The 12,281-nt window shown below is 71.2% G+C and carries 11 protein-coding genes; all 11 read left to right on the forward strand.

Annotation, left to right across the window (positions count from 1 at the left end; all coding sequences use genetic code 11):
• The coding region (secD, locus tag VGT06_10730) for a protein translocase subunit SecD (GenBank protein ID HEV8663595.1) at positions 1–1,480 on the forward strand (1,480 nt) is incomplete at its 5' end.
• 251 nt (positions 1,481–1,731) lie between these two features.
• The gene (gene secF, locus VGT06_10735) at positions 1,732–2,649 is read left to right on the forward strand and encodes a protein translocase subunit SecF (GenBank protein HEV8663596.1); all 918 of its coding nucleotides are present in this window, start codon (positions 1,732–1,734) and stop codon (positions 2,647–2,649) included.
• A 116-nt stretch (positions 2,650–2,765) separates the two neighbouring features.
• Positions 2,766–3,362: a methyl-accepting chemotaxis protein gene (locus VGT06_10740; protein HEV8663597.1), complete on the forward strand. Its 597-nt coding sequence runs from the start codon at positions 2,766–2,768 to the stop codon at positions 3,360–3,362.
• A 182-nt stretch (positions 3,363–3,544) separates the two neighbouring features.
• Positions 3,545–3,784 (forward strand): hypothetical protein, encoded by a 240-nt coding sequence (locus VGT06_10745; GenBank protein ID HEV8663598.1) that lies wholly within the window; start codon positions 3,545–3,547, stop codon positions 3,782–3,784.
• A 27-nt stretch (positions 3,785–3,811) separates the two neighbouring features.
• The gene (locus VGT06_10750) at positions 3,812–4,426 is read left to right on the forward strand and encodes a D-sedoheptulose 7-phosphate isomerase (GenBank protein HEV8663599.1); all 615 of its coding nucleotides are present in this window, start codon (positions 3,812–3,814) and stop codon (positions 4,424–4,426) included.
• Between the two features lie 40 nt (positions 4,427–4,466).
• A complete protein-coding gene (locus tag VGT06_10755) occupies positions 4,467–5,645 on the forward strand; it encodes a LysM peptidoglycan-binding domain-containing protein (GenBank protein HEV8663600.1) in 1,179 nt (392 codons plus the stop codon).
• A gap of 35 nt (positions 5,646–5,680) precedes the next feature.
• Positions 5,681–6,781 (forward strand): DNA-processing protein DprA, encoded by a 1,101-nt coding sequence (gene dprA, locus VGT06_10760; protein HEV8663601.1) that lies wholly within the window; start codon positions 5,681–5,683, stop codon positions 6,779–6,781.
• A 110-nt stretch (positions 6,782–6,891) separates the two neighbouring features.
• Positions 6,892–9,354 carry a type I DNA topoisomerase gene (gene topA, locus VGT06_10765; GenBank protein ID HEV8663602.1) on the forward strand — a complete coding sequence of 821 codons (2,463 nt, stop codon included), beginning with the start codon at positions 6,892–6,894 and terminating at the stop codon, positions 9,352–9,354.
• An 8-nt stretch (positions 9,355–9,362) separates the two neighbouring features.
• Positions 9,363–10,724 carry a methylenetetrahydrofolate--tRNA-(uracil(54)-C(5))-methyltransferase (FADH(2)-oxidizing) TrmFO gene (trmFO, locus tag VGT06_10770; protein HEV8663603.1) on the forward strand — a complete coding sequence of 454 codons (1,362 nt, stop codon included), beginning with the start codon at positions 9,363–9,365 and terminating at the stop codon, positions 10,722–10,724.
• A gap of 92 nt (positions 10,725–10,816) precedes the next feature.
• Positions 10,817–11,719, forward strand: a complete 903-nt coding sequence (locus VGT06_10775) for a tyrosine recombinase XerC (GenBank protein ID HEV8663604.1) — start codon at positions 10,817–10,819, stop codon at positions 11,717–11,719.
• Positions 11,720–11,733: 14 nt separating this feature from the next.
• Positions 11,734–12,279 carry an ATP-dependent protease subunit HslV gene (hslV, locus tag VGT06_10780; GenBank protein HEV8663605.1) on the forward strand — a complete coding sequence of 182 codons (546 nt, stop codon included), beginning with the start codon at positions 11,734–11,736 and terminating at the stop codon, positions 12,277–12,279.
• Positions 12,280–12,281 lie beyond the last annotated feature (2 nt).

Genomic DNA, 12,281 nt, shown 5'->3' on the forward strand with positions numbered 1-12,281 from the left:
CGCGCCCCCCCCCGAGCCGATCAACCTGGGGCTCGACCTCCAGGGCGGGATGCACCTCGTCCTGGAGGTGGATGCGGCCCAGGCGGTCGCGAACACCGTTCTCCGGCGGGCGGCGGAGCTGCGGCGCGCCTTGGAACGGGAGGGGTTGAAGGGGGTCACGGTGGAGCCCGCGGGAGGGCGGACCCTGCGGCTTCGCTTCTCCGACCCCAAGGAGCAGGAGCGTGCCGAGACGGTCCTGGGCGCCTACCGGGAGATGACCCGGACCGCCGGGGAGCAGGCCGGAGAGCTCCTGCTCCGCGTGAGCGACGCCGAGGCGAGCCGGATCGCCGAAGCGGCCGTGGACCAGAACGTGGAGAAGATCCGCAACCGGGTGGACCAGTTCGGGGTGGCGGAGCCCCTCATCCAGCGGGAGGGAGGGAGTCGGATCGTGGTCCAGCTCCCGGGGATCAAGGACCCGCAGCGGGCCATCAACCTGATCGGGCAGACGGCCCTCCTGGAGTTCAAGCTGGTGGACGACCGGCACAGCCCGGAGGAGGCGCTGGCCGGGAAGGTCCCGGAGGGCTCCCAGCTCCTCTACGAGAAGGTCCTGGACGAGAAGGGGAATGTGGTCCGCCGGATCCCCTACCTCCTGGAGCAACGCACCCTCCTCACCGGAGACACCCTCACCTCGGCCGAGGTCCGGATCGACCAGAGGACGAACGAGCCGTACGTGGGCATCGAGTTCGACCGGGAGGGGGCGCGGATCTTCGCGGAGGTGACCGAGAAGAACGTGGGGCGCCGGCTGGCCATCGTCCTGGACGGGACCGTCTACTCCGCCCCCCGCATCAACGAGCGGATCCCCGCGGGCCAGGCGCAGATCACCGGGCGATTCACGATGGAGGAGGCCCGGGACCTGGCGATCGTGCTCAGGGCCGGGGCGCTGCCTGCCCCCGTGCATATCGTCTCGAACCTGACCGTGGGCCCCTCCCTCGGGGAGGACTCGATCGCGGCCGGACTGCGGGCCAGCCTGCTGGGGGGCCTCCTCGTGATCCTCTTGATGGGGGTCTACTATCGGGGCGCGGGCCTCATCGCCGTCGGGGCGCTCCTTCTCAACCTCCTCCTGCTCCTCGGGGCCCTGGCCATGATCCGGGCCACCCTCACCCTGCCGGGTATCGCCGGGATCGCGCTGACCATCGGCATGGCCGTGGACAGCAACGTCCTCATCTTCGAGCGGATCCGCGAGGAGCTCCGCCTGGGGAAGACGGTCCGGGCCGGCATTGACGCCGGCTACGAGAAGGCCTGGGTGGCCATCATCGACTCCCACGTGACCACGCTCATCACCGGGTTTGCCCTCTTCCTCTTCGGGTCGGGGCCGGTCAAGGGGTTCGCCGTCACCCTCACCCTGGGGGTGATCATCAACCTGTTCACGGCCATCGTGGGGACCAAGGTGGTCTTCGACTGGATGACGGCACGTTGGCACGTACGCCGCCTGAGCATTTAGTGCCGGGCCAACGAATTGCAGCTAGGATTCCAGGCGAGCCGCGGGTGGCGCCGGGCGCTGCCCCCGAGCGCCCGGGCGGAGTGGGACCCCCTCGGCCTCCTTTCGCAATGCACCGCATTGCGGAAGGGGCAGAGCGGGTGACGGAGCCCGGGCGCGAGTGGGGCCGGCCGGCGACAGGACCCGCGGCAGAACGGACTACCAGGACTGGTCCGGATTACTTCGAGTCGCCCTAGGGCGCATTCCGGTTTGGGATGGAACTCCTCACCAATACGAAGATTGACTTCATCGGCTGGCGGAAGGTGGCCTTCCTCCTCTCGGCGGGCCTGGTGCTCCTCGGCCTCGTCGCGCTCGTCCAGATCTGGCGGGGCGCGGCCAATCTGGGAATCGACTTCGCCGGGGGGACCGCGGTCCAGATCCGGTTCCGGGACCCGGTGGAGCTGGGCGCGGTCCGGGCGGTCCTGTCCGGGGCGGGCGCGGGGGAGAGTGACCTCCAGCAGTTTGTGGGGGGGCGCCGCGTGCTGGTCCGGCTCAAGGCGAAGGGGGAGTCACCCGCCGGGACTGCCCGACAGGTGGAGGAGGTCCTCCGGGCCGCCTTCCCCGAGAACCCCCTGGAGGTGGAGGCCTCGAGCGAAGTCGGACCGGTGATCGGCCGGGAGCTGCAGAAGGCGGCCCTGTGGGCCATCCTGTTCTCGCTGGTGGGGATCGTGGCCTACATCGCCTGGCGCTTCGAGCTCCGGTTCGGCGTTGCCGCCACGGTCGCGACGTTCCACGATGTCCTGGCGGTCCTGGGGGTCATCTTCCTCCTGGACATCGAGATCACCCTCCTCGTCGTCACCGCGCTCCTCACCCTGGCCGGCTACTCCCTGACCGACACCGTCGTCATCTTCGACCGCATCCGGGAGAACCTCCGGGCCCGGCGCCGGGAGACGCTGGCCGAGACGATGAATGCCAGCATCAATCAGGTGCTCGCGCGCACCCTGATGACCGCGGTCACCACCCTGCTGGCCGTGCTGGCCCTGCTCCTCGTCGGGGGGGAGGTCCTCCGCGATTTCGCCCTCTCCCTCTTCCTCGGGATCATCGTGGGGACCTATTCCTCCTGGTTCGTGGCCAGCCCCATCGTCTACGAGTGGCGCCTGGCCGCGGATCGTCGCCGGCGCCGCCCCGCCTGAGCCTGACCGCTGAACCCCTTGATATTATTGCCCTGGCATGCGAATTGCTCGGCTCCGTCAGGGCGAGTCGCAGTGCCCCCTCCACGGTCGGTGGTGCAGTATCGAGGAGCTCCAGGATGGCCACGCGGGGGTGGTTCCGGCGGAGAAACCTCCTCATCCATCCCACGTATCAGCTGGCGAGCGCCCTGACCGCCATCGTCTATATCCTCGCCTACTCGATGCTCCTCGGTTTCCTCATCTTCCTCCCCCTCGAGTGGGAGTTCGGTGCCGCCGTGGACTTCCCGGAGCAGCTCGAGCTGGCGCAGCAGATCCTGCGGCTGCACGGGCGGGTCTGGCCGAGCATCCTCATCATTGCTCTCCTCGTGGGGATCCATGCGGTTCTGGGGGCCCACCGGACAGCCGGGCCGCTCTTCCGCCTGCAGGAGACGCTGCGGGCGTACGCGCGCGGGGAGTTCGGCCTGCGCATGCGGCTCCGGCGGGCGGACCGGTTCCGGGAGTTGGAGACCTGCGTGAACGAGCTCGGGGCAAGCCTGGAGGAGCGCCGGACACGTCTCGAGGCGCGGCGGGAGCACGCCGCAAAGGGGACGGAAACCCTCCGGCGGTACCTCCACGGGCGCGGCGGCTCGGATCCGCAGGCGGAGTCTTTGCTCGCGCAGGTCCGGGACGAGCTGGAGGCCATGCGGTGGGAAGTCGAGGCGCGAGGGACCGCATGACCGGGAGCCCGAGACGCGGCGCGGAGACGTGGAGCGCGGACATCTCCGCAATTCCCGGGCTTTGCGCTTGACTTGACTCTGCCCGCGTGTATAGTGGCGCACAAAACCCGGGCCCGCTCCAGCGCGGAGCGGCGCGCGGGGGCGGCCTGCAGCCGCACGCGCTGGAGGAACCACCGAGGGGCATGGCAGCCATCAAGTACTACCGGTCGCAGTTCCGGGACGAGGGAAGCGACAGCCTTTTTCCAGAAGAGCAGGTGCTCTGGGAGGAACCCCTGGAGGCTGAGGGCGACGGGTCGGAGGATCCCACCGTCTTCGTGGCCTCGCTTCTCGTGGACGCGGAGGCCCTGGTGGCAGCGGGGGGACGGGTGCAGAGCGGTCTCGGCCGGGTGGAGGTGCGGAAGGTCGTTTTCCGGGAGGCGTAGCGCGCGGGGCGGGGGATGGGAGGAACGGTGGGCGAGGAGGCGATCATCATCGCCGCGTGCTTCGACGAGAGCGCGGCGGTGAAGCGCGCCTTCGTGGCGGAGGCGTTGTCACGGGTGGTGGAGGCGGCCGGGATGGCGGTGGAGACGCTGCGGCGCGGGGGGAGGCTCCTCTTTTTCGGGAACGGGGGGAGCGCCGCCGACGCCCAACACCTCGCGGCGGAGTTCGTAGGCCGGTTCCGGCTGGAGCGGGCCCCGCTCGCGGCCCTCGCCCTCACCACCGATACCTCGGCCCTGACCGCCATCGCCAACGACTGGGATTTCGGAGAGATCTTCGCGCGGCAGGTGGAGGCCCTCGGGAAGCCGGGGGACCTCGCCATCGCCCTCAGCACCTCCGGGACCTCGCGGAACGTCCTGCGCGGCGTGGAGGCTGCCCGGGCCCGCGGCCTGAAGACGATCGGGCTCACGGGAGGGGATGGCGGCCGCCTGGCCGCCCTGGTGGACCTGGCGCTGGTCGTCCCATCCCGCTCTGCGGCGCGGATCCAGGAGGTTCACATCACCATCGGCCACGCCCTCTGCGAGGTCGTGGATCGGGCCTTCGCCCGGCCGGAAAGCACGTCGGGGGCCACCGGCCGCCGCTCATAGGGGTGGGGCAGGCGCGGTGGCGGGGAGGAGGAGCATCGCGATGAGGATGGCCATGCGGGTGGCGGGGGGGCTCCTCGCTCTCCTGACCCTCACCCTGGTCGGCCCGGAGACCCGGGGGCAGCAGACGCCGGCCTCCCCGCCGCCGGCGGGGCCCGAGGTGGCGGCGGGCGTCTACGTCGTCCGCCCCGGGGACAACCTCTGGTTCCTCTCCGGCCAGTTCCTGCAGAACCCGTTCCTCTGGCCCAGGATCTGGGAACGGAACAAGTTCGTCATCAACCCAAACCGGATCTATCCGGGAGACCCCCTGATGATCCCGGGCCTGGCCCCCGCCCCGCCTGAGGCGATGGCCCTGCCGGGAGCGCCGGGCGTCGCCTTCCCCGCACCGGGAGGTGCTCCCCTGGCGACCCCATCCGAGCCGGTCGCGGCCGTCCCGGGCGCGCCGGGCGCGCCGGGCGCGCCGGCGGAGCCGCCCAAGGAGCCGGGGGGTGTCCCCACCGTGATCGTGCCCCTGCCCGCTCCCATTCTGGTCGTCACCCGCGGGCAGTACTTCTGCCTGGGTTTCGTCCACGAGGGAGGCCCGCTGGGCGTGGGGAACATCCTCCGGCCGCTCCGGGACAGCGAGACCATCGGGCCCCACGACACGGTCTTCCTGACCCTGCGTCCTGGCACCTCCGCGCAAGTGGGGGAGGTCTTCCAGGTCGTCCGCCAGGAAGCCCCGGTCAGCCATCCGCAGAGCGGCAGAACCCTGGGCCGCCTCATCCGGAGCCGGGGCCTCGTCCAGGTGACGGAGATCCAGGAGCGATCCGTCCGCGCGAAGGTCATCTACGGATGCGAGGACATGACCGCGGGCGATATACTCCTGCGCTACCAGGACACCGAGATCCCGGCCCTGGGCGCGGCGATTCCCACCAGCGTCAGCGCGGATGGGATGATCGTCCACACTGACCTGGATCGCGTCTCGGTGGGGGAGCTCCACATCGTGTATATCGATCTCGGCCTCAGGGCCGGGATCGTCCCGGGTGACGTCTTCTCGGTCCACCGGGAGACCGGGCTCGCGGCCGATCCCCGCGCCTGGGGGATGATCCGCCTCAGCCCCACCCTGCGGGGGGAGCTGGTGGTGGTCCGGGTGACGGAGCGGACTGCGACGGCGCGGGTCCTCCGGAGCGACCTCGACCTCCGGGTTGGGGACCGGATCCGGCTGGCGGCGAAGATGCCATAAGGAGCAGGGCCGCCGCGGCGGCGGGAGGAGCGGGCGTGGAGGAGCCGGAAGCCCTGGTTGCCCTCGCGCTCCTCCCGGGTCTGCCGCCGGCTGCGGTCGCGGCCCTCCTGGCCCGCTTCGGGGACGCCCGGGCCCTCCGGGCGGAATCGCCCGGAGCACTGACCGCCATCCCCGGGGTAACCCGGGAGGTGGCCGAGCGCCTCCGCGATCCGGCGCTCGCACAGGAGGTCGGACACGAGCTGCGCCGCCTGAGCGCCCTCGGAGGATCCGCCCTCACCCTCGCCGACTCGGCCTACCCGCCCCTCCTCCGCCAGATCCCGGATCCCCCTCCGGCCTTGTTCGTGCGGGGGAACCTGCCTCCTCCCGGGGTGATGGCGGTGGCGGTGGTGGGAGCCCGCGAGGCCACCTCCTATGGCCGGATGGTGGCGGAGGGGCTGGCCGGCGATCTGGCCCGGGCCGGCCTGGCGGTGGTGAGCGGGTTCGCCCGGGGGATCGACGCGGCGGCGCATCGCGGGGCTCTCGAGGGGGGAGGGATCACGGTGGGGGTCCTCGGGTGCGGCCTCGACGTGACCTATCCCGCCGGGTCGGGCGGCCTCGCCGAGCGGGTAGTCCGCCGGGGGGCGCTCCTCAGCGAGTTCCCGCTGGGGACCCGCCCGCTGCCGGTGAACTTTCCCCGGCGCAACCGGATCATCAGCGGGCTTTGCCGGGGCGTGGTCGTGGTGGAGGCGGCGGAGCGGAGCGGGGCCCTCGTCACGGCCCGCTGTGCTCTGGAGCAAGATCGCGAGGTGTTCGCGGTCCCGGGCCCCGTGACCGCCGGGACCTCCGTTGGAACCAACCGGCTCATCAAGGCGGGGGCGAAGTTGACGGAGGACTGGGCTGACGTGTTGGAGGAGCTGATCCCGGGCTGGGTGAGGCCAGCGGCCGCCGCGCCCGTTACCCTCCCGGAGGGCCTCCCGGAGGAGGCGCGGCTGATCTGGGGGGTGCTCGCCTCCGAGCCGGCCCACATCGACGCCCTGGCCACCCGCACGGCGCTCCCCGCCGGGCGTGTGGCGGCGGGTCTGTTAGCCCTGGAAATGGCGGGTTTTGCCCGACAGCTGCCGGGCCAGACCTATATCAGGGCGGGCGGTCGGCTATAATACAGTCTTTGGATGGGACGCCCGGTCGCGCCCCGATCGCCTGCGGCATCATCTAATATAGTACTCGTATAGTACTCGGACGAAAAAACCCGAGAGGAGCGTAACGCACCGTGCCCAAGTCGCTGGTCATCGTGGAGTCCCCGGCGAAGGCCAAGACCATCAACAAGTTCCTGGGGCGGAACTACCTGGTCAAGGCCTCGATGGGGCACGTCCGCGACCTGCCGGTCAAGGGGCTGGCGGTGGACGTGGAGCACAATTTCAAGCCCCAGTACGAGATCATCAAGGGCCGGGAGAAGGTGGTGGCCGAGTTGAAGAAGGCGGCCAAGGCCTCCGCAGCCGTCTTCCTGGCGACCGATCCAGACCGGGAGGGGGAGGCGATCGGCTGGCACCTGGCCCAGGAACTGAAGGGGGCGCGCCGGCCGGTGCACCGGGTCCTCTTCAACGAGATCACCAAGCGCGCCGTGCAGCAGGCCTTCGCCACCCCCGGGAAGATTGACCCCCGGAAGGTGGAGGCCCAGCAAGCCCGCCGGATCCTGGACCGCCTCGTGGGCTACAAGATCAGCCCCCTCCTGTGGGAGAAGGTGCGGCGGGGGATCTCGGCCGGCCGGGTCCAGTCGGTGGCCCTCCGCCTCGTCGTGGACCGGGAGAAGGAGATCCGGGCCTTCGTCCCCACCGAGTACTGGACGGTGGACGCGCGGTTCGCCGCGGGACACCCCCCGGAGTTCACGGCACGGCTGATCAAGGTTGATGGGGAGAAGATCCGCCTCCCGGATCAGGCCGCGGCGTCCGCTGCCGTGGCGGAGTTGGAGCGCGAGACCTTTCGGGTGGCCCACCTCGCCACCAAGGAGCGGAAGCGCCACCCCGTTCCCCCCTTCATCACCAGCAAGCTGCAGCAGGAGGCGGCCCGGAAGCTGGGCTTTGCGGCCCGGAAGACCATGCAGGTGGCCCAGCAGTTGTACGAGGGGATCGAGCTGGGGGACGAGGGGGCCATCGGCCTGATCACCTACATGCGGACCGACTCCACGCGCGTGGCCGCCGAGGCGGTGGCGGAGGTCCGGGCCTACATCGCCGAGAAGTTCGGGGGGGCCTTCCTCCCGGAGACCCCTCCGGTCTACAAGAGCGCCCGCGGCGCCCAGGAGGCCCACGAGGCCATCCGCCCCACCGCGGTCATGCGGGAGCCGGGGGCGGTCCGGCCCTACCTCGGCCGGGATCAGCTGGCCCTGTACACCCTCATCTGGAACCGGTTCGTCGCCTCCCAGATGCCGCCGGCGCTTTTCGACGTCACCACGGCCGACATCGCAGCGGGACGGTACCTCCTGCGGGCCACCGGGCGGGTGATGCGGTTTCCGGGGTTCATGCAGGTGTACGTGGAGGGGACCGACGAGGTCGCGAAGCGTCCCCCCCACGAGACCGAGGAGGAGGAGGGCAACGGGGAGGCGGCGGAGCTCACCCTCCCCCCGATGCGGGAGGGGGAGGATCTGGCCCTGCGGGGCCTTCACCCGGAGCAGCACTTCACCCAGCCCCCGCCCCGCTATACCGAGGCGACCCTGGTCAAGGAGCTGGAGGAGCGGGGCATCGGCCGGCCCAGCACCTACGCCGCCATCCTCTCCACTATCCAGACTCGGGACTACGCGGTGAAGGAGAAGGGGAAGTTCGTTCCCACGGAGCTCGGAGAGATCGTGGTGGACCTCCTCGTCAAGTCGTTTCCCCGGATCATGGATTACGAGTTCACCGCGCTCATGGAGAGCCGGTTGGACGAGATCGAGGAGGGAAAGGCGGAGTGGCTGGAAGAGCTGCACCGCTTCTACCACTTCTTCGCCAAGTGGCTGAAGGAGGCCAAGGCCTCCATGGCCAACATCAAGGCTATGGAGCAGGAGACCGACGAGCGGTGCGAGAAGTGCGGCGCCCCCATGGTCATCAAGTGGGGGCGGTTCGGGAAGTTCCTGGCCTGCTCCACCTATCCCACGTGCAAGGCCACTCGGGAGCTGCCGCGGGAGGGCGGGAACGGGGCGCCCGCGGAGGCCGCGCTCCCCGAGGGGGCGCCGCAGGTCTGCGAGAAGTGCGGCCGGCCTATGGTCCTGAAGAAGGGCCGGTACGGTCCTTTCCTCGCCTGCTCCGGCTACCCGGAGTGCCGGACGGTGGTCCGGGTCGACGGGGGGAAGCGGGCTGCCGCGCCCCCCCCGGAGCCGACGAACGAGATTTGCGAGAAATGCGGCGCCCCCATGGTCATCCGGACCGGCCGGTACGGCCGCTTCCTCTCCTGCTCCACCTACCCGAAGTGCAAGGCCATCAAGTCGCTTCCCATCGGCGTGGACTGTCCCCAGTGCGGGGCGCCGCTCGCCCAGAGGCGGACCAAGCGGGGGAGGCCGTTCTACGGCTGCAGCGCCTACCCGACCTGCACCTATGCCCTGTGGGACCGGCCCATCCCCGAGCCTTGCCCCCAGTGTGGCGCCAAGTTCCTGGTGGAGAAGCGGAAGCGGGGGGGTGAGGTGACGCTCCGGTGCGCGGCCGAGGGGTGTGACTTCAGCAAGGCCCCCGGCGCGCCGGAGCCGGCGGCGGCCCCTGCCTCCTGACGACTCTCATGTCCTCCGTGACGATCATCGGGGGCGGCCTTAGCGGCGCCGAAGCGGCCTGGCAGGCCGCCGAGGCCGGCGCGACGGTGCATCTCTACGAGATGCGGCCGGCCGTTCCCACCCCCGCGCACAAGACCTCCCACCTGGCGGAGCTGGTCTGCAGCAACTCCCTCAAGTCCCTGGAGCTGAGCACCGCCAGCGGCTTGTTGAACGCTGAGCTGAGCCGGCTCCGCTCCCTCATCCTGGAGGTGGGGAAGCGGCATGCCGTCCCGGCCGGCACCGCGCTGGCCGTGGAGCGGGAGGCCTTCGCCGCCGAGGTGACGGACCGCCTGGCCGGACACCCCCGCATCACCATCGTCCGCGATGAGGTGAAGGCCCTCCCAGCCGACCGGCCCTGCATCGTGGCCACCGGCCCCCTCACCTCCGAGGCGCTGGCGGAAGACCTCTGTGCCCTCTTCGCCCGCTTTCTGGGGGAGCAGGAGGCGCGCCCCGGCCTCACTCCCGCCGCCGCCCCCCGGGCCCGCCTCTTCTTCTACGATACCATCTCGCCGATCGTGGCGGCCGAGACCGTGGATCGGACGGTGGCCTTTGCCGCCTCCCGGTACGGGAAGGGGGGGGACGATTACCTGAACTGCCCCCTGAACGAGGAGGAGTACACCGCCTTCTGGGAGTCCCTCCGGGCGGCGGAGCTCTACCCTCTGCACCCCTTCGAGGAGACCCCCTTCTTCGAGGGCTGCCTCCCCATCGAGGAGTTGGCCCGCCGGGGCAAGGACGCCCTCTGCTTCGGCCCCATGAAGCCGGTCGGCCTCGCCGACCCCCGGACCGGCAAGCGCCCGCACGCCGTGGTGCAGCTCCGCCCGGAGGACGCCGCCCGCGCGATGTACGGCCTGGTGGGGTTCCAGACGCGGATGCGGCGGGGCGACCAGCAGCGGGTCTTCCGGATGATCCCGGGCCTCGCCCAGGCCGAGTTCCTGCGCTACGGGAGCGTCCACCGGAACACCTACATCGCCAGCCCGTTGCTCCTCACGCCAACCCTCCAGTTCCGCGGGGACAGCAGCCTCCTCTTCGCCGGCCAGCTCATCGGGGTGGAGGGGTACACCGAGTCGGTGGGGGCCGGCCTCCTGGCCGGCCTGAACGCCGCCCGGCTCCTCCAGGGCGCGCCCCCTGTCGTCCCGCCCCCCGAGACTCTCCTCGGCGCCATCCTCCGCTACGTGACGGAGGTGGCCCGGCCAGACTTCGCCCCCATGAATGTGAACTTCGGCCTCTTGCCGCCGCTTGCCCGCCCCATCCGCGATCGCCGGACCCGGGCGGAGGCGCTGGTCGAGCGCGCCCTGGCGGCCCTTGAGGCCTGGCGGCAATTCTTGGGTTGACGAGTCCTGGGACTCCGCGTATTGTGTGCGCCGAGGGGGATGGCGCGTGCCGCCCCCTCTTCGCCATTTAGGCCCGGAGGAGGGAGAGCGCCGTGCGGGAGCGGATCGGGGCGTACCTGCAGGGCCTGGAGGCGGGGGCTGCTTCCCCCCACACCCGTCGGGCCTACGCGACGGATCTGCGCCAGTTCGCTGCGTTCCTGGAGGGGGGGGTTGGGCGAGGCGGAGGCCCGGTCCGGCTGGAGGCCGTGGACCCCCTGGCCGTCCGGGCCTTCGTCGCGGCGCGCCTGAAGGCGGGGGATGCCCGCAGGACGGTGGCCAGGAAGCTCGCGGCGGTGCGGGGGTTCTTCCAGTTCTGGTGCCGGCAGGAGCTCCTGAAGGCCAACCCGGCGCGGGTCGTTCCAGGCCCCCGGGGGCCGGAGCGCCTGCCCCGGTACCTCACCGTGGACGAGGCCGCGCAGCTCTTGGCTGGGCCCCCCGGGGGGACGGCGGGCGCGCTCCGGGACCGGGCCCTCTTCGAGGTGGCCTACGCCGCCGGCCTCCGGGTGGGGGAGCTGACGGGCCTCGATCTCTCGGACGTGGACCTGGAGGAGGGCCTGGTGCGGGTGCTGGGGAAGGGAGGGCGGGAGCGCGTCGTCCCGCTCGGGACCCAGGCCGTGGGGGCGCTCCAGGCCTACCTCGCGAGGCGGGGGGAGCTGGCGGCGCGACGGGGCAACCCGACCGCGGCCCTCTTCCTGAACCGGGCGGGGGGGAGGCTCACGGCCCGGAGCGTCGGCCGCCGCCTCGCCGCCGGGCTGGCACGGGCGGGGCTCCACGGCCGGATCACCCCCCACGGCCTCCGCCACTCCTTCGCCACGCACCTGCTGGACGCCGGGGCCGACCTCCGGGCCATCCAGGAGATGCTGGGCCACGCCCGGCTCTCCACGACGCAGCGCTACACCCACCTCCACCTGGACCGCCTGATGGAGGTGTACGATCGGGCCCACCCGAAGGCGTGACGGGGAGACCGAACGTGCAGGGAGAGCGAGCACGCGGGCACGGTACCACCATCCTCTCGGTCCGGCACCGGGGGAAGGTCTGCCTGGCCGGCGACGGGCAGGTCTCCTTCGGGGACACGATCATGAAGCACACGGCGAAGAAGGTCCGCCGGCTGCACCACGACCAGATCCTGGCGGGGTTCGCCGGCGCGGCCGCGGACGCCTTCGCGCTCTTCACCAGGTTCGAGGCGAAGCTGGAGGAGTATCGGGGGAACCTCCCCCGGGCGGCCGTGGAGCTCGCCAAGGACTGGCGGACCGACCGGGCGTTACGGCGCCTGGAGGCCCTCCTGGCCGTCGTGGATAAGGAGCATTCCCTCCTCGTCTCGGGGACCGGGGACATCATCGAGCCCGATGACGGGATCATGGCCATCGGGTCGGGGGGGCCCTACGCGGCCGCCGCGGCGCGGGCGCTGGTGAAGTTCACCGACCTGGATGCCCGAACGATCACCGAGGAGGCCATGAAGATCGCCGCCTCCCTCTGCGTCCACACGAACGACCATATCGCCATCGAAGAGCTGTGATG

This window comes from Candidatus Methylomirabilis sp. (assembly GCA_036000645.1).
Taxonomy (GTDB): Bacteria; Methylomirabilota; Methylomirabilia; order Methylomirabilales; family JACPAU01; genus JACPAU01.